At 50.3% G+C, this 25,014-nt stretch carries 23 protein-coding genes; all 23 read left to right on the top strand.

The annotated features are described in order from the left end of the window. The 23 genes from bchB (at position 1) to Q8M75_RS08140 (ending at position 25,014) form a co-directional block, all read left to right on the top strand. A complete protein-coding gene (bchB, locus tag Q8M75_RS08250) occupies positions 1-1,620 on the top strand; it encodes a ferredoxin:protochlorophyllide reductase (ATP-dependent) subunit B (protein ID WP_305488391.1) in 1,620 nt (539 codons plus the stop codon). After that, positions 1,610-5,407, top strand: coding sequence for a magnesium chelatase subunit H (locus tag Q8M75_RS08245; RefSeq protein ID WP_305488388.1), 3,798 nt, complete (start codon positions 1,610-1,612; stop codon positions 5,405-5,407). The genes bchB and Q8M75_RS08245 overlap by 11 nt, the downstream gene beginning before the upstream one ends. Then, complete coding sequence (gene bchL / locus Q8M75_RS08240) at positions 5,407-6,315, top strand: ferredoxin:protochlorophyllide reductase (ATP-dependent) iron-sulfur ATP-binding protein (protein ID WP_108468544.1); 909 nt, start codon at positions 5,407-5,409, stop codon at positions 6,313-6,315. Before Q8M75_RS08245 ends, bchL begins: the two co-directional genes overlap by 1 nt. Positions 6,316-6,317: 2 nt before the next feature. After that, positions 6,318-7,019, top strand: a complete 702-nt coding sequence (gene bchM, locus Q8M75_RS08235) for a magnesium protoporphyrin IX methyltransferase (RefSeq protein WP_305488386.1) — start codon at positions 6,318-6,320, stop codon at positions 7,017-7,019. Further along, positions 7,016-8,446: a BCD family MFS transporter gene (locus Q8M75_RS08230; protein ID WP_305488384.1), complete on the top strand. Its 1,431-nt coding sequence runs from the start codon at positions 7,016-7,018 to the stop codon at positions 8,444-8,446. The genes bchM and Q8M75_RS08230 overlap by 4 nt, the downstream gene beginning before the upstream one ends. A 23-nt stretch (positions 8,447-8,469) precedes the next feature. Continuing rightward, positions 8,470-9,237 carry a photosynthetic reaction center subunit H gene (puhA, locus tag Q8M75_RS08225; RefSeq protein WP_305488383.1) on the top strand — a complete coding sequence of 256 codons (768 nt, stop codon included), beginning with the start codon at positions 8,470-8,472 and terminating at the stop codon, positions 9,235-9,237. Then, on the top strand, positions 9,234-9,941 hold the full coding sequence (puhB, locus tag Q8M75_RS08220; RefSeq protein ID WP_305488381.1) for a photosynthetic complex putative assembly protein PuhB: 708 nt from the start codon (positions 9,234-9,236) through the stop codon (positions 9,939-9,941). Before puhA ends, puhB begins: the two co-directional genes overlap by 4 nt. Continuing rightward, positions 9,938-10,396 (top strand): photosynthetic complex assembly protein PuhC, encoded by a 459-nt coding sequence (puhC, locus tag Q8M75_RS08215; RefSeq protein ID WP_305488379.1) that lies wholly within the window; start codon positions 9,938-9,940, stop codon positions 10,394-10,396. The genes puhB and puhC overlap by 4 nt, the downstream gene beginning before the upstream one ends. After that, positions 10,396-10,767, top strand: coding sequence for a hypothetical protein (locus tag Q8M75_RS08210; RefSeq protein WP_305488377.1), 372 nt, complete (start codon positions 10,396-10,398; stop codon positions 10,765-10,767). The genes puhC and Q8M75_RS08210 overlap by 1 nt, the downstream gene beginning before the upstream one ends. Further along, positions 10,764-11,831, top strand: coding sequence for a magnesium-protoporphyrin IX monomethyl ester (oxidative) cyclase (gene acsF, locus Q8M75_RS08205; protein WP_305488375.1), 1,068 nt, complete (start codon positions 10,764-10,766; stop codon positions 11,829-11,831). The genes Q8M75_RS08210 and acsF overlap by 4 nt, the downstream gene beginning before the upstream one ends. A 25-nt stretch (positions 11,832-11,856) precedes the next feature. Then, entirely contained in the window at positions 11,857-12,618 is a 762-nt protein-coding gene (puhE, locus tag Q8M75_RS08200; RefSeq protein ID WP_305488373.1) for a putative photosynthetic complex assembly protein PuhE, read from the top strand. 138 nt (positions 12,619-12,756) lie between these two features. Further along, positions 12,757-13,641, top strand: a complete 885-nt coding sequence (gene chlG / locus Q8M75_RS08195) for a chlorophyll synthase ChlG (RefSeq protein WP_305488371.1) — start codon at positions 12,757-12,759, stop codon at positions 13,639-13,641. After that, complete coding sequence (locus tag Q8M75_RS08190; protein ID WP_305488370.1) at positions 13,638-14,939, top strand: BCD family MFS transporter; 1,302 nt, start codon at positions 13,638-13,640, stop codon at positions 14,937-14,939. Before chlG ends, Q8M75_RS08190 begins: the two co-directional genes overlap by 4 nt. Before the next feature lie 2 nt (positions 14,940-14,941). After that, the gene (locus Q8M75_RS08185) at positions 14,942-16,156 is read left to right on the top strand and encodes a geranylgeranyl diphosphate reductase (protein WP_305488367.1); all 1,215 of its coding nucleotides are present in this window, start codon (positions 14,942-14,944) and stop codon (positions 16,154-16,156) included. Between the two features lie 3 nt (positions 16,157-16,159). Next, entirely contained in the window at positions 16,160-16,651 is a 492-nt protein-coding gene (locus tag Q8M75_RS08180; protein WP_305488365.1) for a TspO/MBR family protein, read from the top strand. Positions 16,652-16,663: 12 nt separating this feature from the next. After that, positions 16,664-17,965: a glutamyl-tRNA reductase gene (gene hemA / locus Q8M75_RS08175; protein ID WP_305488363.1), complete on the top strand. Its 1,302-nt coding sequence runs from the start codon at positions 16,664-16,666 to the stop codon at positions 17,963-17,965. Between the two features lie 15 nt (positions 17,966-17,980). Continuing rightward, a complete protein-coding gene (gene dxs, locus Q8M75_RS08170) occupies positions 17,981-19,882 on the top strand; it encodes a 1-deoxy-D-xylulose-5-phosphate synthase (protein WP_305488362.1) in 1,902 nt (633 codons plus the stop codon). Next, a complete protein-coding gene (locus tag Q8M75_RS08165; protein ID WP_305488361.1) occupies positions 19,864-21,087 on the top strand; it encodes a Coenzyme F420 hydrogenase/dehydrogenase, beta subunit C-terminal domain in 1,224 nt (407 codons plus the stop codon). Before dxs ends, Q8M75_RS08165 begins: the two co-directional genes overlap by 19 nt. A gap of 225 nt (positions 21,088-21,312) precedes the next feature. After that, on the top strand, positions 21,313-22,290 hold the full coding sequence (locus Q8M75_RS08160; protein ID WP_305488359.1) for a B12-binding domain-containing protein: 978 nt from the start codon (positions 21,313-21,315) through the stop codon (positions 22,288-22,290). A 74-nt stretch (positions 22,291-22,364) separates the two neighbouring features. Continuing rightward, on the top strand, positions 22,365-23,087 hold the full coding sequence (locus Q8M75_RS08155) for a pseudouridine synthase (RefSeq protein WP_305488357.1): 723 nt from the start codon (positions 22,365-22,367) through the stop codon (positions 23,085-23,087). A gap of 24 nt (positions 23,088-23,111) precedes the next feature. Further along, the gene (locus Q8M75_RS08150) at positions 23,112-23,432 is read left to right on the top strand and encodes a hypothetical protein (protein ID WP_305488356.1); all 321 of its coding nucleotides are present in this window, start codon (positions 23,112-23,114) and stop codon (positions 23,430-23,432) included. 157 nt (positions 23,433-23,589) lie between these two features. Next, positions 23,590-24,345, top strand: a complete 756-nt coding sequence (locus tag Q8M75_RS08145; protein ID WP_305488354.1) for a transporter substrate-binding domain-containing protein — start codon at positions 23,590-23,592, stop codon at positions 24,343-24,345. A 15-nt stretch (positions 24,346-24,360) separates the two neighbouring features. Then, complete coding sequence (locus Q8M75_RS08140; RefSeq protein ID WP_305488352.1) at positions 24,361-25,014, top strand: amino acid ABC transporter permease; 654 nt, start codon at positions 24,361-24,363, stop codon at positions 25,012-25,014.

The raw sequence follows: 25,014 nt of genomic DNA, 5'->3' as shown, positions 1-25,014 counted from the left end.
ATGCAACTGACACTCTGGACCTACGAAGGGCCGCCACACGTCGGCGCTATGCGTATTGCTACTGCATTAAAAGATGTGCATTACGTGTTGCATGCACCCCAAGGCGATACCTACGCTGACCTGCTCTTCACAATGATTGAGCGTTCAAAAAAACGCCCACCCGTAACCTATACGACATTTCAGGCGCGTGACTTGGGCGGCGATACCGCAGAGCTCTTTAAAAATGCAACCCGTGAGGCTTACGCACGCTTTCAGCCAAATGCGATGATGGTGGGTGCATCCTGTACAGCAGAACTCATTCAGGATGATCCTGCCGGCTTAGCAAAGGCGCTTAATCTACCTATTCCGGTCATTCCACTGGAGTTACCGTCGTATCAGAAAAAAGAGAATTGGGGCGCCGCCGAAACCTTTTATCAGATGGTACGCACTTTAGCGGCACCTGCAGTGAAAACACCTGCTGCCACTTTAGTAGCCGAGCGAGCTGCTGCACGCGCTGCCGGTAAGGCGCCGAGCTGCAATATTTTGGGCGCTACCGCACTCGGATTTCGGCATCGCGATGACGTGCATGAAATTCAGAAACTATTGGGCGAGCTGGGCATTGAAGTCAATGTCACAGCGCCGCTGAATGCGAGTGTTGCAGACCTCCAGCGTTTGGGTGAAGCTGACTTTAACGTGGTCCTGTATCCTGAGATCGCCGGCGTAGCCGCATCCTGGCTCACGCGGACGTTTGGTCAGCCCGCAACCAAAGTGATTCCAATTGGCGTCAATGCTACTACCGAATTTATTGCTGAAGTCGTAGCCCTTGCAGGGCTTGATGCCAGTATTGTGGATCGCTACCAGAATAGTCGCGCACAGTGGTATTCCAAATCAGTTGACTCGACCTACCTAACTGGTAAGCGGGTTTTCATTTTTGGTGATGCCACTCACGTGATTGCCGCTGCCCGCGTTGCCAGTCAAGAAATTGGCTTTGAGGTGGTTGGACTTGGTACCTATAGCCGTGAGTTTGCTCGTGACGTACGTGAAGCGGCAGCGCTTTACGGCGTAGAGGCCTTAATTACCGATGATTATTTGGAAGTAGAGCAAAAGGCCAGTGAACTTGCTCCGGATTTAATGCTCGGTACGCAAATGGAGCGCCACATCGCTAAGCGCCTCGGTGTTCCGTGCGCAGTGATTTCGGCTCCAATACACGTTCAAGATTTTCCAGCGCGTTACTCCCCGCAAATGGGTTTTGAAGGCGCAAACGTGTTGTTTGATACCTGGATTCATCCCTTGATGATGGGCTTAGAAGAGCACCTCATCATGATGTTCCGTGAAGATTTTGAGTTTGATGCCAGTGCCGCAGGATCACATTTAGGCCACCGTGCTGTCAATCATGCTCCAGCATCTCAGGCCAAAATAGAAACACCTGCAGAACAAATCAGCGTTACCGCCAGTGCAGTAATTGATGCCGTTGTAGGTGAAGCAACATGGGCGCCCGACGCCATGAAAGAGCTTGGAAAAATTCCTTTCTTTGTGCGTGGAAAGGCCCGTCGTAATACAGAGCGTTTTGCTATAGAGCAGGGGCTGTCGATGATCACGATTGAGACCTTATACGATGCAAAGGCACACTATGGCCGCTAATCACACACCAATTCGGGTGGTGATCGTGACCATGGATACCCATTTGGTCAGCGCAACCGAGCGCGCTCGCTTTGCTTTGCAAAAGAAAATGCCTGGCTTGGTTTTAACCATTCATGCGGCATCGAGCTGGACTGTCGATGCAAAAGCTTTAAAAGCGTGCGTGGATGACATTGCTCGGGCTGACATTGTGGTGGCCATGATGCTCTTTATGGAAGACCATTTTCTGCCGGTGATTGATGCCTTGAAAGCACGTCGCCTGGAGTGCGATGCCATGGTCTGCGCAATGTCGGCGGCGGAGATTGTCACGCTCACCCACATGGGTAGCTTTAACATGAGCAAGCCCGCTACCGGTTTAATGGCTTTACTCAAGCGTTTGCGTGGCAACAAAGAAAAAGCACAAACTGGTGGCGCTGCCCAAATGCGCATGCTGCGCCGTTTACCCAAGATCCTGAAATTCATTCCTGGTAGCGCTCAGGATGTCCGCGCTTATTTCTTGACCTTGCAGTATTGGCTGGGCGGCTCCGAAGAAAACATGTACCACATGGTGCGCAGCCTCATTAACCGCTATGCCCAAGGCGAGCGGGCAGTGTTGCGCAGTCAAGAGAAAAGCGTTGAGCCACTAATTTACCCCGATACCGGAATCTATCATCCGCGCCTGAAGGGCCGCATGAGTGAAGAGTTGCGTGATTTACCTAAATTAGTCTCCGATCAAAAGTCGCGTGGTCGTGTTGGGCTGTTATTACTGCGTTCCTACATCTTGGCTGGCAATACCCTGCATTACGATTCTGTGATTGCGGCGATGGAAGCCCAAGGCTTACAAGTAGTTCCTATTTTTGCGGTGGGCCTTGATGCGAGGCCTGCGATTGACGCCTTCTTAATGAAGGGTGAGGACTGTGCAGTCGATGCCGTAGTTTCCTTGACGGGATTTTCCTTGGTTGGTGGTCCGGCTTACAACGATGCCAAAGCCGCTGAAGAAGTCTTATCAAAAATGGATGTTCCTTATTTGGCGGCGCACCCTCTGGAGTTTCAAACTCTGAGCGATTGGGGTAAGTCAGATCAGGGCTTAATGCCAGTTGAGAACACCCTGATGGTTGCCATTCCGGAGCTGGATGGCGCGACCAATCCCATGATCTTTGGCGGACGTGCTGGCGCCGCTGGTGTTGCCTGTACCGGTTGCCATAAAGCCTGTACCTTTGAAGTCAATACCAACGCGCATGACATGTTTACCTGCGTTGAGCGTACCGCCATGCTGGCAGCGCGCGTCACCAAGTTAATTGCGATGCGTAAAACCGTGAAACACGATCGCAAAGTAGCCTTGGTTATTTTTAACTTCCCACCCAATGCCGGTCGCATTGGTACAGCAGCGCACTTAAGCGTATTTGAATCCGTCTTCAACACACTTAAAGGCTTGCGCGATGAGGGATATACCGTCGATGTCCCAGCTTCAGTAGATGATTTGCGCGAGCAAATGCTCACAGGCAATGCACAGCAATTCAGTATGGATGCCAATGTGCATACGCAAATTGGTTTGGATGATTACGTTAAGCGCGAGCCTTGGTTAAAAGAGATCGAGGCGCAGTGGGGCCCAGCTCCAGGACGCATGCTCACAAACGGCAGTGCCTTATTTGTATTGGGTAAGCAATTTGGCAATGTACTGGTGGCGATTCAGCCTGGCTTTGGTTACGAGGGTGATCCCATGCGCCTTTTGTATGAAAAAGGCTTTGCACCAACCCATGCCTTCTCCGCTTTCTATCGCTACATTCGCGAAGACTTTAATGCCAATGCGGTATTGCATTTTGGTACCCATGGCGCACTCGAATTTATGCCGGGTAAGCAATCCGGCATGTCCGGCGCTTGCTGGCCAGATCGCTTAATCAGTGATTTGCCCAATATTTACATCTATGCCTCGAATAATCCATCCGAGGGTGCGATTGCAAAACGCCGTGCCGGCGCTACTTTGGTCAGCTACCTCACACCTCCAGTTGCGCAAGCTGGCTTGTATCGTGGCTTGGTTGACCTCAAAGCATCCCTCGATCGGTGGCGTACTCTAGCGCCAGAAGCCCAAACGGATGATGCGCCGGTCGCAATGGATAGCAATGAGCAGCTGGAATTGATCGAGATGATTCAGGTTCAAGCGGCTGAACTCAATTTAGTGCCACTCGAGCCCAGCTGGAAAACCATAGATCGCCAGATCGTTATGGCCAGTCTGAATAAGCTGAACGAGCAAATCCTGGAAATGGAATACGCTTTGATTCCGCATGGACTTCATGTGCTTGGCAATGCACTCAGCAAAGAAGAGCGGATTGATATGCTCATGAGCTCGGCCCAGGCCGGTGATGGTCCAGCGAAGACACTCGATCGCGCCATTATTGCTGCATTGGTAGATGGCACCACCGTTGATCGCTCCATTACCGAAAACAACTTACCGCTCTCCGATGACATGCGCGAGCAGTTGGATGATCTTGTGAAGATGGATCGGCTTATGCAAGAGGACAGCGAGCTGCAAGGCATCTACCGTGCATTGGATGGCCGTTACATAAAGCCAGCACCGGGCGGTGATGTGCTGCGCAATCCCGATGTATTGCCAACCGGTCGCAATGTTCATGGCTTTGATCCCTTCCGCATCCCCAGCAAATTTGCTGTACGCGATGGGCAAATGCAGGCTAACAAATTACTCGAGCGCTATCAGGCAGATGGCAATCCACTACCAGAATCGATTGCCTTAGTACTCTGGGGTACGGATAACCTCAAAACCGAAGGTGGCCCGATTGCCCAAATTTTGGCCTTGATGGGAACCTTGCCACGCTTTGATAGCTTTGGTCGCGTCGCAGGTGCAAGCCTAATTCCATTGGCAGAGCTGGGACGTCCCCGGATTGATGTGATGGTGTCGATCTCCGGAATTTTCAGAGACTTAATGCCGCTTCAAGTCAAAGTATTGGCCGAAGCAGCCTATCTTGCCGCTGCTGCAGATGAGCCCATTACTGAGAACTTTGTGCGTAAGCATGCACTCGACTACCAAGCCAAAACCGGCTGTGATCTAGAAACAGCCGCCTTGCGTGTGTATGGCAACGCAGAGAGTGCTTACGGTGCCAACGTCAACATGATGGTGGATAACGGCTTATGGCAGGATGAGGATGAGTTAGCCGAGACCTATACCAGCCGCAAGAGTTTTGCCTACGGCCGCAATGGCCGCCCCCAGGCGCAAAAAGAATTGCTCCAGCGCATTTTGGCGGATGTGGAGTTGACCTACCAAAATTTGGATTCAATTGAGCTCGGCGTGACAACCATTGATACCTACTTTGATACCTTGGGCGGGATTAGTCGCGCTGTGAAGCGCGCCAAAGGTGGTGAAGCGCCACCGGTTTACATTGGCGATCAAACCAAGGGTGAGAGCGTCGTCCGTACGCTAAACGAACAAGTGGCATTAGAGACGCGTTCACGCATGCTCAATCCAAAATGGTACGAGGGCATGCTTAAGCATGGTTATGAAGGGGTACGTCAGATTGAATCGCACCTCACGAACACCATCGGCTGGTCAGCCACCACCGGTCAAGTCGAGCCTTGGGTGTACCAGCAACTTACCCAAACATTTATTTTGGATGCGGATATGCGCGAGCGTCTTATGCGTCTTAATCCAGCCGCCTCAGTAAAAGTAGCAAACCGCCTTTTAGAAGCCTCTGAAAGGCAATATTGGAAACCCGAACCATCTGTTCTAGAAACCTTGCGCCGTGTTGCACAAGATTTCGAAGATAGATTAGAAGGTGTTTACGAAGGAGTAGCAATTTAATGAATACCGTCAGCGTACCTATCTCAGAAATTACAACCCGCAAACCACCAGATGGTGAGGGTAGCGTCCAGGTCCATTTGGATCCCTCAGAGAAAATTGGCAACGCCAAAGTCTTTGCAATTTATGGCAAAGGCGGTATTGGCAAAAGCACAACCTCATCAAACCTATCGGCAGCGTTCTCGATGCTGGGTAAAAAAGTCATTCAAATTGGCTGCGATCCCAAGCATGACTCGACCTTTACGCTGACGGGTAAGTTAGTCCCAACCGTGATTGATATTTTGGAGACCGTGGATTTCCATTCGGAAGAGTTGCGGGTAGAAGACTTTGTGTACGAAGGCTTTAATGGTGTGATGTGCGTAGAAGCAGGCGGCCCTCCGGCTGGAACGGGTTGCGGCGGTTATGTGGTTGGCCAGACCGTGAAGTTACTCAAAGAGCACCACCTTCTAGAAGATACCGATGTGGTGATCTTTGACGTTTTGGGTGACGTGGTTTGCGGCGGCTTTGCTGCACCCTTGCAACATGCTGATCGCGCATTGATTGTGGCTGCCAATGATTTTGACTCGATTTTTGCGATGAATCGCATCGTGCAGGCGATTAGCGCAAAAGCAAAAAACTACAACGTTCGTTTGGGCGGCGTGATTGCCAACCGCAGTAAAGACACCGATCAAATTGATAAGTTCAATAACCGGGTTGGCCTTAAGACCATGGCGCATTTTCCGGACTTGGATGCCATTCGTCGTAGCCGCCTCAAGAAGTGCACTATTTTTGAAATGGAATCGACTCCTGAGATTGAAGCAGTCAAAGCAGAGTATCTGCGCTTAGCTGCCAGCTTATTGCTAGACGATGATCCGATTTTGAGTGAATCATTAAAAGACCGTGAAATTTTTGACTTATTGGGATTTGATTAACTATGGCTGAAATGTCCTACCAAGATCGCCGAAGCAAGCTGAAGAACTACTTCGACCGGACTGCGGTCGATGCCTGGGCCAAGCTCACCTCCGATGCGCCCGTGAGTGGCATTCGGGCAACGGTCCGCGCAGGTAGAGACCAAACCCGTCAACGCATTTTGAACCGCCTGCCCGAAGACTTAACCGGTAAGCGGATTCTGGATGCCGGTTGCGGCACTGGTGCTTTGGCTTTAGAAATGGCTAAGCGCGGTGCCAACGTAGTTGCCGTGGATTTATCACCCAAGTTAGTCGAGTTAGCGCAAGAGCGTATTCCTGCAGAAGAGCGGCAGAACATTGCTTTTCACTCTGGGGACATGCTCGATGAGACCTTTGGCGAGTTTGACTATGTCGTGGGTATGGATTCGATGATCCATTACCAGTCAGAAGACATGCTCAATGTGCTGGAGCGTTTGGCGGAGCGTACTCATCAAAAGATTATCTTCACCTTCGCCCCCAGCTCTGCTTTGCTAGAAATCATGATTCGAGTAGGGCGTCTTTTTCCCCGCAAAGATCGTGCACCCTTTATTGAGCCCGTGAGCGAGCAAAAATTGCGGGATCTAGTTGGTCAGCCCAAACTGCTTCACAGCTGGCGCGTGAGCTTTACCTTGCGTATATCGAGCGGCTTTTACCAATCGCAAATCATGGAGCTGCGTCGTTTCTCATGATGCAATTTTTTAAAACGGCTAAAGCATGGACGCGGATTAATCCGCGCTTCTTGCCTTTTGCGGACGTCGCTACGGCTGACTTGCCGCTGAGCCGTTTATTGCGTTTGTCCTTATTCCAAGTCACTGTGGGTATGGCAGCAACCTTGCTGATTGGTACCCTCAATCGCGTGATGATTGTGGAAATGGGCATGAGCGCTTGGATGGTGGCTTTGATGGTCGCCTTGCCCTTAATCTTTGCCCCGTTTCGTGCGCTGATTGGTTATCGCTCGGATACTCACCGCTCGATATTAGGTTGGAAACGCGTACCGTATATTTGGATTGGTACTTGGTTGCAATTTGGTGGCTTGGCCATCATGCCCTTTGCCCTGATTTTGTTGTCGGGTGATACGCACTGGCCAATTTGGTTTAGTTACATCGCTAGCGCAGTAGCCTTTCTGCTCGTTGGTGCTGGAATGCAGACAACCCAAACTGCAGGATTAGCCTTGGCAACCGACTTGGCGGAGCCAAAAAATCGTCCACGCGTTGTGGCCATGATGTACGTGATGTTGCTGGTCGGTATGGTGGTAAGCGGCATCGTATTTAGTTTGCTGCTGAAGCCATTTACGCAAGTGCAATTAGTGCAAGTGATTCAAGGGGCAGCTTCAGTCACTCTACTTCTGAACTTAATTGCCTTGTGGAAGCAGGAAGTTCGCCAGCCTCACAAAACCCACCCCAACATTGAGCGGCCGGCATTTTCAGAGTCGTGGAAAACCTTTATGGCGATGCCACAGGTCAAGCGCTTCCTCATCATGTTGGGTTTGGGGACGATTGCATTTAGCATGCAAGACGTCATTTTAGAGCCTTATGGCGGTGAGATTTTAGGCTTAAGCGTGTCGGCAACCAGTTTGTTAACGGCATTGATTTCAGGTGGATCGCTACTCGCCTTTGTTTTGTCAGCGCGCTGGCTAGTCAAAGGCATCAACGCGTACCGAATCGCATCGATTGGCTTATTGATCGGTTTACTTGCATTTACATCGGTGATTTTTTCTGAGCCCCTTAACTCCGCTACTTTATTTCGGGTCGGCGCTTTTTTAATTGGATTTAGTGGCGGACTATTTGCAGTCAGTACGCTCACGATTGCCATGAGCATCGAACAAGAAAACATGACCGGCATGGTGATTGGGGCTTGGGGCGCGGTGACTGCCACCTGCTCCGGTATCGGCATGTCGATTGGCGGCGTGATTCGAGATGGCGTTTCCACCTTAGCGACCAGCGGTGCGATTGGGCCAGTACTGAACGGTGCGGGGACTGGCTATAGCGTGGTGTATCACATTGAGATTTATTTGTTGTTTGCAACATTAGTGGCATTAGGGCCTTTGGTGGCAAGTCGCCATCAGCGCTCTGTTTCAGGCATCAAAAAGTTTGGTTTAGCTGATTTTCCAGGCTAGTTAATTTTGTAAAGGAGTAGAAAATGGGAACCGGAGCAATAACGCAGTACATCGATGTAGCGCAAATCGCTTTTTATATCTTTTTGCTTTTTTTTATTGGCCTTGTAATTTACTTGACCCTCGAAAGCAAGCGAGAAGGCTTTCCGCTGGAGACTGAGCGTTTTGGTCAAGTGCGTCGTGAAGACGGCATCTTAGGTATGCCGCGGCCAGTGACGTATAAAACGGAATTCGGCAAAACATACACCGCCCCTTTGCCTACACCGCCTGAGGTGGAGCGCATTGCCGCCGAACCATCGCATCCCTGGAATGGGGCTCCCATGCAGCCAACGGGTAATCCTATGCTGGCGGGAGTAGGGCCAGGATCGTATGCACAGCGCGCGGATCATGTCGACTATGACTTAGAAGGCCATGCCCGCATTCGTCCACTGCGTTTATTGCCTGCCTTTGCTTTATCAGCCAAAGACCGCAACCCGATTGGCATGGAAGTGGTTGGCGCGGATGGCAATGTCGCTGGCGTCGTTGCGGATGCCTGGATCGATCACATGGAAGTGACCATTCGTTACTTGGAAGTGAGGTTGGGCAGCGGCAATACCGTATTGTTGCCAATCAACTTCTGCCGTATTGGTAAGCATGACATTGCTGTGAAGTCGATTCTATCGACGCAGTTTGCTCATGTACCAACCACCAAGCACCCCGAGCAAATTACCTTACTCGAAGAAGAGAAGGTTATGGCGTATTACGGCGGCGGCACTTTATACGCAACACCTGAGCGTCAGGAGCCCCTCGTATGAACCCCAATCTGCATTCAAGTCCGGAGCATGAGTTTGAGGCTCAGCTGGGTTTGCCCGAGAAATTGCCACAGGGAGAATCGATCCTTTGGCAAGGCGCCCCTGACTTTAAGGCAGTTGCATTACGGGTTTTTCATATGCGGGCGCTGTGTATTTACTTTGGTATTTTGCTGGCCTACCGCTTGTTCTCCGGTATCTACGATGGCGACGCCATTGCCAGCTTAGGAATGTCGATGCTGTGGATGACGCTGCTTTCGGCAACGTGTTTGGGGTTGCTTGCTTATTTTGCCCATTTAATCTGTTCAACCACCCTGTATACGCTGACGGATCGTCGCATTGTGATGCGCATTGGCATTGTGCTTAATATGACCTTCAATTTGCCCTTGAAGAAAATTCAGAGTGCGGGTTTAAATGTAGGTCAGCATGGCGTCGGCGATATTCCATTGAAGCTGGATGAACATAACAAGATTGCAGTATTTCACTTATGGCCACATGCTAAGCCTGGCGCTTGGGCTAATCCTGAGCCCATGTTGCGCTGCATCCCAGATAGCCAGAAGGTTGCTAGTTTGTTATCCGATGCATGGGCTAAAGCCAATCAAGTAGATTTAGCCGAGCAGACTGTGCGCGCAGCAAAGACCGATGCCCCCGTGTATGCTGATGTACAAAGCAGTCATTCGGGGCTAAACGGAGAAATTAAAGCAGCATGAATACAGCACAGCCCTCCCATCGCGGTATGCGCATCCCCAAATCGCTGGCACTCATTGCAGTGGGTGGTTTAGCAGCCTTGATTTTGTTTGTGGCCGATTTCGTCGACTCCGGTAAGTTAACGCGCGAGACCGATGCGCAGGCGGTGATTACGAAGCAATTGCGATTTGAAGATCGTAGCGATGGCTCGATTGCGGTAATTTCAGCAACCGATGGCCGCGTAGTAAAAGTCATTGAGGGAGAGGCTGGGTTTGTGCGGGGAATCTTGCGGGCCATGGCACGCGAGCGGCGCATTAAAGAAGTCAATCAAGCCATTCCATTTGAGTTAATTGCGCGGGCCGATGGCCGGCTAACGCTACTAGACCCTGCAATCGGCAATCGCATTGATTTAGAGTCGTTTGGTAAAGACAATGTAATTGAGTTTGCAGTATTACTTAAGCCACAAGGGGTGCAGTAATGGACAAAGAGATTGTCGATTGCCAAATTAAGCTATCGAATACCGCTGAATTTTTATACGCCCATGCGGAACTGAAAGGGATTGAGATTGGTCCCGGCGATCAGGTCTTGATTCATGATCCGCTCACACATATTGAATTCGGTCAGCAAATGGAATTTACCCGTAAAGCTACGATTTCGAGAGCGGGTTTGCTCAGTCGTTTGTGGACCTATTGCACGGCACGCCTAGAGCTCACTATGCTCTATGAAGTGAGCTTCTCCACAACACGTTTTTCCCATGCCAAAAAGTACCCTAGGCAAAAGCCAGCGCAGCAGCAGGCAGATAATACAACCGCAATAAATCTGAATTTAGGAAAGAGGGTAGAAGTATGACCACCGCAACCATGCACGCCAACACGATTAGTGAGTCAACCGATCGTGCTTTAGAGAACACGATGTTAAGTCCGCGGTTTTATACCACCGACTTTAAAGAAATGGATAGCTTTGATATCGAGTCGGTGCGTCCCGAGTGGAATCGCTTGATGAAGGAGTTTGATAAGGACATTAATCAAACGCACTTTCAGCGTCCAGATGACATGGTGAAAGACTATTCGCAATTACCAGAAGGCTTGTACCAAGAGTTTCTGGATTTTCTCATTAGCTCCATTACCTCCGAGTTCTCTGGCTGCGTGCTGTATGCCGAAATCAAAAAGCGCATCAAGAACCCCGATTTAAAAGATTTATTTTCTTATATGGCTCGTGATGAAAGCCGCCATGCCGGTTTTATTAATCAGTGGCTAAAAGACTTTGGTATCGGCGTCGATTTGGGGTTCTTGGCGCGCGAGAAAAAGTACACCTTCTTTAAGCCCAAATTTATTTTCTATGCAACCTACTTGTCGGAGAAGATTGGCTACGCTCGCTACATCACCATCTTCCGCATTATTGAAAAACACCCAGAGCTGCGCTTTCATCCGATCTTTACGTGGTTTGAAAAGTGGTGCAATGATGAATTCCGCCATGGCGAAGCATTTGCCCTCATGATGCGCGCCAATCCTTATTTGCTTGAAGGCCGTAATAAATTGTGGATTCGCTTCTTCTTGATTGCGGTCTACGCCACCATGTATGTTCGCGATCATTCGAGGCCAGAGTTCCACGCTGCCTTAGGTGTATCGGTAGCCGACTATGATCGTAAAGTGCTGCAGATCACATCGGATATATCCAAGCAAGTATTTCCATTTACGATTAATTTAGACGACGATCGCTTGTGGGCTGGCTTTAATCGCCTGCGGGAAATCTCCGATGAAGTTGAAGCAGCCAAAGTGCAGGGTGGTCTGTTCTCTTACGTGAAGCGCGGCTACTTAGCGGCCAATGCTGCATTGGTATTTGCGCGCATCTATATGCTCCCCGTCGTGCCAAACGAATTGCCTGCGGACATTCGCATGGCGCCAGCATGGTAGTTATGGAGCAGGGGTTCGCAGCGTAATGTCAGCATGGATCGTTCCATTCGTTTTTGCCATCTTGGTATGGTGGTTTAGCACGGGCGCGATTCTATGGCTCGAATGCTTTTCTAAAAAATTCTTTCGGCCAATCTTCTTTGCATCGTGCGTACTCTTGTTCTTTGCCTTTTGGGGCATCAGTATTTCCAGCACGCAAGATACGGTGCTCGGAGCTTACTGCGCATTCACCTGTGCCATCTTGATTTGGGGTTGGCAAGAATTGGCTTTCTTGCTGGGCTACATTACTGGTTCACGCCGAGTACTCTGTCCAGCGGACGCCAGGGGTTGGCAACGCGCCTGGTACGCATTTCAAACCATCAATCACCATGAGCTTGCTCTGCTCGTGCTGGGCATCGTATTAGCCGTATTGCATGTCGATGCCGCAAATACGACGGGTCTGTGGGCTTTCGTGATTTTGTGGGTAATGCGCCAAAGTGCCAAAATCAATATCTTCTTGGGCGTACTCAATTTAAATGAACGCTTCTTGCCAGACCATCTCAAGTATTTACAGACTTACTTTCGCCGCCGTGCGATGAACTACTTGATGCCGTTTTCGGTTGTGCTTGCAGTCATTGTCGTTACGCCGCTATGGATTGATATCTTTACGGCGACCGAGAGTGCATTTGCCTTAACGTCTAAAACCCTGCTTGCGACTCTCCTGTCGCTTGGCATTTTGGAACATATTTTGCTGGTCTTGCCGTTTTCGAGCGAAGGCCTGTGGAAATGGGGATTTCGGGAAGGGCGCTAAAACCCTTTTTGAAGGATTCCTGCTCTTTGCAGTAATCTAATGGTAAACCCGTAGAATAGGGTAACTCCCAAGCCCCAAACGGGGAAATAGTGTCAAATTTAGTTGACAGTCTGATATGTCAATGTAAAAATTATTTACATGAATATGCCTCAGATCAGTGCTGTCGCGACGCTGCTCAAACCCATCACGTGGTTTCCGCCGATGTGGGCATTTGCTTGCGGCGCAATCTCATCTGGATATTCCCTTACTGCCAATTGGCAGATCATGTTGATTGGATTATTACTCACAGGCCCTTTGGTCTGCGCATCCAGTCAAGCCACTAACGATTGGTTTGATCGCCATGTGGATGCGATTAACGAACCCAATCGACCGATTCCATCGGGGCGCATTCCAGGTCACTGGGGTTTGTACATTGCGATTGCATGGTCCATTCTTTCCTTGTTACTCGCGAGCACTTTAGGTTACTGGGGATTCATTGCAACGATATTAGCGTTGGTGTTGGCTTGGGCCTACAGCATGCCCCCAGTTAGGCTGAAACAAAATGGTTGGTGGGGAAACTTAGCCTGCGGATTAAGTTACGAAGGCTTGGCGTGGATTACAGGCGCCGCACTCCTTGCAGGCGGTATGGCGCCAAGCATGCCCTCATTGACTTTTGCAATTTTGTATAGCCTCAGTGCCCACGGCATCATGACCCTCAATGATTTCAAGGCGATCGAGGGTGATCGCAGAATGGGCGTGCGCTCTTTACCAGTTCAGCTCGGCGTTGATCGCGCAGCGCGCTTGGCGTGTTGGGTCATGATCGTGCCACAAGTGATTGTTCTAATCTTGCTCTTGTATTGGGATCGCAGTAATTACGCACTCGCGATTGCTGGCTTAATCGTGTGTCAGCTGGTATTGATGCGAAAGTTTTTATCTGACCCCGTGCGCTACGCACTCTTCTATAGCGGCTTTGGCGTGCCACTCTTAGTGAGCGGCATGATGGTTTCCGCATTTGCTATTCACGCATTCGGGGCGCGCTCATGAGCATCGCACTCACTCCGACATTTATCCGTACGAGCGGCTTTGGCTGGCTCGATATCGTGCGTTTGGGTTTAGTGCAAACGGCCATTGGCGGGATTGTGGTGATGACCACATCAACCCTCAATCGCATCATGGTGGTGGAATTGGCGCTACCTGCGATTCTGCCGGGTCTGTTGGTGGCCTTTCATTACTTCATTCAAGTCATACGTCCTCGTATGGGTCACGCTTCTGACAGTGGAGCCAAGAAGACGCCTTGGATTATTGGCGGTATCTGCGTGTTGGCCCTGGGCGGATTTGGGGCAGCGCTCTCCACCGCATTAATGGCAAGCTACTTGATTCTGGGTATTGCGTGCGCTGCATTGGCTTTTTTCCTGATTGGTATTGGCGTCAGCATTAGCGGCACTTCGCTATTGGCACTGCTTGCCAAGGGCGTCAACGATGAGCGCCGCGCAGCAGCAGCCACTATTGTGTGGCTCATGATGATTTTTGGATTTGCGTTCACCAGCATCATGGCCGGTAAGTTTTTGGATCCCTACGAACCATATAAGGTGGTCGTGATCTCCGGGATCATTTCAACGATTGCGGTATTGGTAACCATCGCCGCCCTCTATCGATTGGAAACCCCTGAATTACAAAATAGCCCTGTGCACGTAGAACGTAAAACACCGTTCCGTCAGGCATTGGCTGAAGTGTGGGCAGATGGAGATGCGCGTCGCTTCTCGATCTTTATCTTTATCTCCATGTTTGCGTTTAGCTCACAAGATTTAATCTTGGAACCATTTGCAGGCATCGTCTTTGGCTATACCTTAGGGCAAACGACCAGTCTCTCAGGCGTGCAGCACTCGGGCGTACTGATGGGTATGCTACTCGTGGCGATTTGCGGTTCAAGTCGATTACGGGCGTACTGCGGCTCCTTACGTCTGTGGATGATTTACGGCTGCGTGGCTTCGGGTATAGCGATGCTGGGACTAGCTATTGGCAGCATGGTGGGGCCTGAGTGGCCACTGCGTTTTAACGTCTTTCTGTTGGGCCTAGCCAATGGCGCATTTTCCATTGCTGCGATTGCCTCGATGATGCGTTTGGCCGTTGCAGGCGGCGCCGGAAAAGAGGGCGTACGAATTGGCCTTTGGGGCGGCGCGCAAGCGATTGCTTTTGGTGTGGGCGGCCTCCTTGGCGCTGCAGCCAGCGATGTCGCTAGAGCCCTGATGGAGAGCCAATCCCTTGCCTATGCCAGTGTATTTAGTATCGAGTCCGGATTATTTATCGCATCAGCCTATTTAGCTTCGAAAGTGGAGAAGTGATTATGCAAACAAACCAAAATTCCCTTGTCTATGACGTCGTCGTAGTTGGCGGCGGTCCAGCTGGCGCTACTGCGGCAGAGACGCTTGCCAAAAAAGGCAAGAAAGTATTGCTGCTAGACAGACGGGGGCGCATCAAGCCTTGCGGCGGCGCGATACCGCCACGCCTCATTAAAGACTTTGCGATTCCCGATGAGTTGTTGGTTGCTAAATCCACTTCAGCGCGCATGATTTCTCCAGCGGGTAAAAAAGTCGACATTCAGATTGAGAATGGTTTTGTTGGCATGGTCGACCGTTCGGAATTTGATGAATGGTTACGCAATCGCGCAGTTCAACATGGCGCAGAGCGACGCGATGGTATTTTTGAGAAGTTAACGCGGGAAGGTGACTTGGCGCGCATTCACTTTAAGGTGCGCGATAACAAGTCCACAGTAGAAGGCACTATGGATAGCATCCTGGCAAGGGCGGTAATTGGTGCAGATGGTGCTAAATCGCAAGTGGGCCGCAGCGCCGGCGTAAAGGGCTGCGCTGAGGCCAATTATGTCTTTGCCTACCATGAGATTGTGAAGACGCCCTCGGTTAAGCCTGATTCGTATAACCCGGATCGCTGCGATGTGTTTTATCAAAAGCCCTTGTCCCCTGATTTTTATGGCTGGGTATTTCCCCACGGCGATACTTTAAGTATCGGCACGGGCAGCGCAGACAAAGGTTTCTCACTGCGCCATGCCGTTGGCAAACTCCGTAAAGAAATCGGCCTCGAAAATGCCGAGCTGGTTCGCCACGAGGGCGCACCCCTACCGATGAAGCCTCTCAAAAAATGGGATGATGGTAAGCAAGTGGTTCTTGCCGGTGATGCTGCTGGAGTCGTCGCTCCGGCATCGGGTGAAGGCATTTATTACGCCATGCTGGGCGGTCAATTGGCCGGCGAATCCGTGATGGAATTTTTAGAGAGCAAGAATCCCGCATGCTTGCAACTGGCGCGTAAGCGTTTCATGAAAGAGCATCGCTTGACCTTCATCGTGCTCGGCATCATGCAGTATTTTTGGTACACCACCAATAAGCGCCGTGAGAGCTTTGTGAAGATGTGCGAAGACAAGGATGTGCAAAAGTTGACCTTCGAGTCATACATGCATAAAAAGCTGGTGCGCAAGAAGCCCTTAGCGCACGTGAAGATTTTCTTTAAAGACATGGGGCACCTCTTGGGTATTGCCAAGGCATAAAGCATGAGCACCACGGACTTCCTTCTTCAAAAGCATGTACTGGCTGCCGCAGCTTGGGTTTTAGTCGTGGCGATTGCGGGTGGCCTTGCGACTGAAGTAGGGGCTTGGTACAAAGCTTTAGTGCAACCACCATGGAAGCCACCCGATTGGGCTTTTGGGGTGGTGTGGACCTGCATCTTTATCGCATCGGCGTTTGCCTGGCTTGAGTTTTGGAGTCGCAGCCCGAGCGCCAATCAAAAATCCATCGTGATCGTTCTATTTTTATTAAACGGCGCTTTCAACATTTTGTGGAGTGTCTTGTATTTCAAGCTACACCGTCCGGATTGGTCGATGATCGAAGCATTCTTTTTATGGGGATCGGTCGCCGCCATTATTGTGGCGATGATTCCGGTATCGAGCCTCGCGGCTTGGCTGATGGTGCCCTACTTGGTGTGGGTCTCGATTGCGATGGCCCTCAATTGGGAAACGATTCGCCTCAATGGACCGTTTGCTTAAGCGGATATCACCATGAAACTACTCAACCTAGGCGTAAACCACCACACCGCACCGATTGATATTCGGGAGAGTGTGGCCGTTGCACCTGAGGTCTTGCGCGATGCCTTGCTGGATTTACGGGCCTATCTCAAAGGTACCAATGCAGCAAGCTCGCCCGAAGTGGCGATTTTGTCGACCTGTAATCGCATGGAAATTTATTGCGCTGCCAATGATTTGGATTACACCGATAATCACCTGGAAGCCAAAGCAATTGATTGGCTCGTGGCGCAAAAAAACATGCATCACCATGAGCTCAAGCCTTACATTTACTCTGCCAAAGAAAATCTGGCGGTAAAGCATGCCTTCCGAGTGGGCTGTGGCCTCGATTCGATGGTACTGGGTGAGACCCAAATTCTGGGGCAGATGAAACAAGCGGTGCAGCACGCCGATGAGGTGGGTACCCTAGGCTCCTACTTAAAGCCATTATTTAATAAGACCTTCTCGATAGCGAAAGCGGTTCGCGGCAATACGAAAATTGGTAGCCAGTCGGTATCGATGGCGAGCGCCGCCGTACGCCTAAGTGAGCGTATTTTTGGCGATATTGGCAATAGCAAAGTGCTCTTTATTGGTGCCGGTGAAATGATCTCCTTGTGCGCCAATCATTTTGCAACCCGTAAGCCCAAGCAAATTACGATCTCCAATCGCACTCTTGATAAGGGCCATGAATTAGCTGCTGTGTTTACGCAGCAAGGCATCGCTACCGAGGTATTTGCTTTGCAGGACCTGCCAAGCCAATTGCATCAATTTGATATTGTAGTTTCCTGTACTGCCAGCTCCTTGCCCATCATCGGTATGGGCATGATTAAAACCGCATTGAAAGCCCGCAATCGCCGGCCAATGGTGTTGATCGATTTAGCCGTTCCACGCGATGTGGAGCCCGAGATTAAATCGATTCGCGACATTTACTTGTATTCCGTAGATGATTTGGGTGAGGTGGTGCAAGCAGGCCAGGAAAGCCGTTTGCAAGCAGTGACAGAGGCAGAGTCGATCATTGATCAGGGCGTGAGCGAGTTTTATGAATCCCTTGAGCGCCGCACGGTTGTACCGATTATTCAGTCGCTCCAAGAATCAACCGAGCAGTTTAAGCAAATTGAATTGGAAAAAGCTCGCCGGCGTTTGGCAAAGGGCGATGATCCGATGGATGTAATGGCGACAATGGCGCAAGCCTTGGCGAATAAGTTAATGCATGCGCCGATTCATGCCTTAAAAACATCCCCCGCCAATGAATTGGATGATTTCAAAAAAATTATCGCCAGTATGTATGGCCAAAAATAGGACAGTGAGGTCGCTATGCTTAAAGTAACCAATCTTTTAGAGACCATTGGATCGCCGCAGGATCTAAGAGACTGCGATCCAGGTCAACTGCCGCAACTCGCGCATGATTTGCGGGAATACATCTTAAAGTCGGTTGCTAAAACGGGTGGCCACCTGTCATCCAATTTAGGTACGGTAGAACTTAGCCTAGCACTGCACTATGTACTCAATACCCCAGAAGACCGGATTATTTGGGATGTGGGTCATCAGAGTTACGCGCACAAGATATTGACCGGCCGTCGTGAGGGCATGGCCAGTTTGCGCCAGTTCAATGGCATCTCGGGATTTCCGCGGCGCTCCGAGAGTGAGTTCGACGCGTTTGGTACGGCGCATTCGTCGACCAGCATTTCAGCGGCATTGGGTATGGCGGTTGCGGCTAAGACTAAAGGCGAAGATCGCACGGTCGTGGCGGTGATTGGCGATGGCTCGATGAGTGCAGGCATGGCTTTTGAAGCGATGAATAATGCTGGCGTGCGCAAAGACGTGCCACTGATCGTGATTCTCAATGACAACGAGATGTCGATTTCCCCAGCGGTAGGCGCGCTCAACCGCTACTTTGCAAAACTGATTAGTAGCTCAGCTTATGCAGTAACGAAGCGCGGCCTTGATCGCGTCCTGTCCTATGCGCCGCCGCTGCGGGAGTTTGCCAAGCGTCTTGAAGGACATGCCAAAGGCATGGTTGGCCCAGCCACTATCTTTGAAGAATTTGGTTTTGATTACTACGGCCCAATTGATGGGCATGACATTCATGCCCTCGTTGCTACGCTAGAAAATATTAATAAGCTGGCTAAAACCGAGGGTCCGCAGTTCTTACACATTGTGACCAAAAAGGGCAAAGGCTACGATCATGCTGAGGCTGATCCAATTGCTTACCATGGCCCCAGCCCATTTAATATTGAAGCCGGAATACAGCCCAGCAAGCCGTCCAAACAAACCTTCACCCAAGTATTTGGTAACTGGTTGTGCGATATGGCCGCAGCCGATGAGCGTTTGATTGGTATTACGCCGGCGATGCGCGAAGGTTCAGGCCTAGTGGAATTTGAGCGTCGCTTTCCAGCGCGCTACCACGATGTCGGTATTGCCGAGCAACATGCTGTAACGTTTGCTGCCGGTATTGCCTGTGAGGGATTAAAACCCGTCGTTGCGATTTATTCCACCTTCTTGCAGCGTGGCTACGATCAGTTGGTGCACGATGTAGCCTTGCAAAATTTACCCGTGGTCTTTGCGATTGATCGGGCTGGTATGGTCGGCGCCGATGGCGCCACGCATGCGGGCGCGTTTGATATTGCCTACTTACGCTGTTTACCCAATATGTTAGTAATGACGCCGGCCAATGCGCGCGAGTGCCGCGATATGCTCACGACTGGCTTTGCCTTCGATGGCCCATCGGCGATTCGCTACCCCCGCGGCAGTGGCCAAGGCCCCGATGCAGGCACGGCGCTCGAAGCGATGGTGATTGGTAAAGGCCGGTTAGAGCGCAGTATCCAAGGCAGTCCTGCTAAGCGCATTGCATTCATTTGCTTTGGACCGATGCTGTATACCGCCATGGAAGTCGCCGAGGCAATCGATGCTACGGTAGTCAATATGCGCTTTGTAAAGCCACTCGATGAGGAATTACTCCAATCCATTGCATCGAGCCACGATGGCATCGTGCTTGTTGAAGACAGCTGTGTGATGGGCGGGGCGGGCAGTGCTTGCCTCGAATATTTAGCAGAGCACGATATTTCAGTATCGGCCTTGCAAATTGGCTTACCCGATCAATTTACTGAGCACGGCGATATTCCTTCGCTGATGGAGCTGTATGGCATCTCAGCCAAGCAGATTGAAGCTCGGGTACGAGCCCGTTTTGCGATTGAGGCATGCACGACAGCGCCGTAAATCAAGTCGCTGCACCCTATCGGGATTTATGCACTGATTGCGGCGTATCGCGCAGTAGTAATCCCAAGCGCTGCGGCTCCGCTTGCCAATTTATTCAGCCGGACTATCCCGGTTTCGAAACCGCAGTGCATGGCCGTCCGCGCAATCTGATTGAGTCCGATGAGGTCTTTTTTGGACCTTACCTCAGCATGGCACGGGCGCAGATGAAAGAGCCTCTAGCCGGAGCGCAGTGGACTGGCATCATCACACGCATTGGTGAACTGCTGCTTGAAAAAGGCATTGTGGATGCCGTGGTCACGGTAACTGGTGATCCCCAAGACCGCTGGAAACCCGTGCCCATTATTGTGACTAAGGCGGCGGACATGGCTCAGTGCCGCGGCATGCGCATGGGGTATGCACCCGTAGTGCAGTATCTGGAACTAGCCAAACAAGCCGGCCATAAAAAAGTGGCGATGATTGGTATTCCGTGTCAGGTGTATGCGGCGCGCGCCTTGGAGCGTGAACTGGGTTTTGAAAAACTCCTGATCGTGGGTTCGCCGTGTTCAGACAATACGACGACGGAACACTTTCATCACTTTTTGAGTTTGTTGAATAAAGATCCCGATAGCATCACTTACTTGGAGTTTCGGGCCGACTACAAAGTGGAATTGCGTTTTAAAAATGGCGCCAAACAAGAGATCCCGTTTCTGAATTTGCCTTTATCCGATTTGCCCAGCGATTTTTTTCCGCTGACCTGTAAGACCTGCGTGGATTACGTCAACGCCTTATCCGATATCACGGTGGGCTATATGGCCGGCACCGGAGCGCAGTGGGTGATTGTGCGCAATCCACGAGGACAAGCCGTGCTGGATTTGATTGCTCCTGAATTAACGCTCGAGCCAGTCACTACTGCAGGTAAACGCATCTCGGCAGTGCAAGGTTTTATGAAAAACGTCAAATTAGCCGCTGGAGGCTTGCCCGTTAACCGCATGCCCAATTTTTTGCGTCCTATCATGGCCTGGGTCATGCCCCGATTTGGTCCTCGTGGGCTCGAATTTGCTAAAGCCCGCGTTGAGATGAAGGGTATAGAGTCGGTTTTGCACTTGCGGCAAACTGCGCCCCACAAAATCAAGAATATGGTGCCTAAACACATCTGGACTTTAGTGAAGCGTTACGGCTTAAACCCTGAAGCCACCGAGCAAAGTAAACCTAATCACGCGCCTTGATTGCAGTTTGGCTGGCCATTCTGCGACGCATTATTTTTTTATGATGTGAAAGCGCCCATTAAGGTAATCCCTTAGTGGTATTGGAGGCAGTGCAGGAAAGAAAAAAACCATTTATAACGTAAGTTCATTTACTTGCCTGGACCTCTTATTTGCCTTCGATTTCATTTACGTATATTTAATATTTCCTCGTAAAAATGATCTGGTGGGACCATTTAACCGAATAACATGAACCTTCTCAGGTTAGTTGATTTAGCGCGCGAGAAATTGGTTATCAAAACCAAGCCGGTCTCCAGTGCGCCCGATGCAATCAATAACAGCCAGCGCAATGCATGGGCCGATTGCTTGACCAATGATGCGCCGATTGATGGGGGTGCGAACAGTCCAATCGAGGCCCATCCTTTATCCAAGGCATGTACCCCGGAAGAGTATTTAAGTTCTCTGGTGAAGACAATTGAAGGCAATATCCTGCCGCACATTGTGGAGCATCACTTAAGGGCCGACCGATTAGAAAACGGTCAACTCAATATTCCTGCGCATCCTAGTATTGATGGGGCGCACATTGATCAGCTTTTAATCTTACTTTTGCAAGACGATGCCACCCCTTCGGCAAACTACGTTAAAGAATTGTTTGCGAATGGTATTGAGTTGGAAGAGATTTACCTTAATTTACTGACCCCGGTAGCGCGTAAGCTTGGCGAACAATGGGAAAGTGACGAAGCTGACTTTACGCAAGTCACGGTAGCGCTATGGCGCATTAAGCAATTAATGTATGACCTGAGTCCGGTTTTTCAGGAATACGCCGAGTACAAGCAGCAAGGCAAGAGTGTGATGTTAGTGCCTTTGCCTGGCTCGCAGCACACCTTAGGCCTCTTTATGGTGTCTGAGTTTTTTGCACGTGCAGGCTGGCGTGTTTGGGGTGAGCTTGCTGCAACCGAAGCCGATATTTTGCGTATGGCAAAGACGCAGTGGTTTGATGTGATTGGCTTATCCGCAAGCGTGCGTGAGCAATTTCCGGATCTCAAGCGCATGATTACGGAAGTGCGATCGGTATCGCTGAACCCTCACGTTGGCATCATGATTGGCAGCCCGGTGTTTAATCAAAACCCCGAATTGGTAGAGGATTTGGGTGCTGATATGGTGGGGGTTGATGCCGTGGACGCCCTAGAGAAGGCGACCTTCCACGTCGAGCAGCATAAAAAGTAAAGGCGCGCTTTGCCGGCGGTGGGTTGATCGGTGTATTCTGCTAGGCAGACATTCATCGAACTTAATCCCACTGCATGGCCAAACCCCTTACGCTCGAAAAAATACTCTTTAGCCAAGGTTTTGGTACCCGGCGCTATTGCAGTGATTTGGTGTATGCCGATTTAGTCGAGATCAATGGCGTACTTGCCGATGATCCTGAAGTCAAAATGGATCCAGAAGGCCTGGTATTGCGGGTTGAGGGTGTGGATTGGGTTTATCACGAAAAAGCCTATATTGCATTTAATAAGCCTGCCAATTACGAATGCTCCCACAAGACCAAGCATCACCCGAGCGTCTATAGCCTCTTGCCAAGACCCTTGATTGAGCGAGCAGTGCAATGCGTCGGGCGCCTGGATCAAGACACAACAGGCTTATTGTTACTCTCGGATGATGGGCAATTCATTCACCGCATGACCACCCCCAAGAAAAACATTGGTAAGGTCTATGAGATCACTACGGCTGAGCCGATCACCCAAAAGCAAATCGACCTCTTGCTAAGTGGCGTTGTGCTGGACGATGACCCAAAACCCTGCTTCGCCAAAGCCTGCACTATTTTGGAAGAAAGACGCCTCGCAATGACGATTGTGGAGGGACGCTACCATCAGGTAAAGCGCATGCTGGCTGCGGTGGGTAATCACGTCGCTCAATTGCATCGTTCCTCAATTGGAAACTACGCCATGCCAGCTGATCTAAAAGAGGGCGAGTGGTGCTGGCTCTCCATAAGTGATCTAGAGCAACTAAGCAAATCAATTGAATAGGGCAATCCGAACATCACTCAAGCCATGAATAAGTGCTTAGCTAAAAATACCTTTCCGTTAGCGGTGATCACAATACTGATGCTGGTGGGATGCGCCGCACCTTTGGGCGATTGGGTCAAAGACGGCACACAGCTATTGCAAGTGGATCAAGACAAATACGCTTGCCTACAAGAATCCCAGCAACCCTTCAGTTATATGAGTGGATCTCCTGGCTGGGGTCCAGGATGGGGACCGGGGTGGGGTGGTGCGAGCGGATACTCCGGCGTACAAACGAATCAAGAGCTCTATCGCGCTTGTATGAAAGCACGTGGATACACTTGGCAGCCGGGATTAAAGCCACACTAGCCTTCATAGTGGTGAGTCCCCACAGGATGGCTTGGTATGTCACCCCATCTTGGTGAGCGTTTCCTCTGCGCAGACAATTAAATCCTATAAGATGGTAGGGAATTACATTCTGCTGAGCAATTGCAGTCTCGATCCATTCATTTAGAAGGTGCCCCCCATGAAACGTCATACTTTATATGCTGCCGTGTTGTGCCTTGTTGGCGCAGTTCTCATTGGTTGCTCTAAGCAAGAAGACGCAAAAGTAGTACGCGTCGCCGTTTCACCCACATCGCCGCCGATGTTATTTGATGACAAAGGCAAAATCGTCGGCGCTGATATGACGATTTTTGAGGGGTACTGTCAATCACGAGGCTGCACATTGAAAGTAACGCCGTACGACTGGCAAGGCATGCTTGGTGCCGTCTCTAGCGGCCAAGCGGACGTCGCTTTTTCCGGTATATCGATCACCGACAAACGCAAAGAGGCGATGGATTTTTCACAGCCATACTATGACAATGCATGGCATCTGGTTAGTACAACGAAAAAGAATATTGTGATTACTGATCTAACACAGCTTAAGAAATACTCCATTGGCTATCCCCGGGGTATGGCTTACGATGATTTAATCAAGAATGAGTTAGAGCCAAAAGGCTATTACAGCTTAAAAAATGTAAAGCTCTACCCATCCTATGCAGAGGTGGTGACTGACCTGCAAAATGGCAATCTTGATTTAGCATTTATCGAAGAGCCCGTATTTGCGAATTACAAATATAAAATGAATTTACCAATCGAAAGTGCATATGTGTTCAAAGGCTTTGATCAACTTGGCTTTGCATTTGCTAAAGGCTCAAAACTACGCGATGATTTCAACGCCTATTTAACTGAACTTGGCCCTGAAAAAATCAAAGCCATTCTTGATGGCTGGATGAAGTAATTCAGTATTACGCTAGTGGGCTTTATAGACATTCTGTCGCAGCTAGGGTGGGGTGTTGCGTACACCATCCTAGTGACGTTTGCCTGTAGCGTAACCGGCGTTGTGGTTGGGCTGGTGATCACTGGCCTACGCTCTTTGTCAGTTCCCGGTTTGGCGTTCGCTCTTGATGCCTACACTTACATCTTCCGCGGTGTCCCAGTGCTGGTATTGCTGTTCTTGGTGTATTTTGGTTTGCCATCGATTGGGATTCGGATTTCTCCGCTCGTAGCGATGATGTGCAGTTTGGGATTGATTGCGGGGGCTTATTTATCAGAAGTCTTTCGCGGGGCCATTGCCTCCGTTGATCCTGCTGAGATCTTGGCTGCAGAAGCAATGGGTATGAGTCGCCTGCAACTATTTTGCTACATTCAGTTCCCGCAAATGATTCGATTTTCGGTGCCGGGCATGGTCAATGAATTTACTTCCGTCCTCAAAAGCTCACCATTTGCTTACACCGTTGGAATTCCAGAAATCACCAAGCAAGCAATGGCATTAACGGCAACAACCCTGCGCGGTATTGAGGTGTACTTGGCCGTTGGCATCTTGTACTTTGTGATTTATCGGCTTTTTCTGTTCGCGGTGAACCAGGCTGAAAAGCGCTTTCGTGTACCGGGTATAGCCCCTATTTAA

The sequence above is a fragment of the Polynucleobacter sp. genome, from assembly GCF_030693775.1.
In the GTDB taxonomy this organism is placed as follows: Bacteria; Pseudomonadota; Gammaproteobacteria; order Burkholderiales; family Burkholderiaceae; genus Polynucleobacter.
The sequence above is the reverse complement of the archived record's forward strand: the minus strand, read 5'-3'. Positions and strand labels throughout refer to the sequence as shown.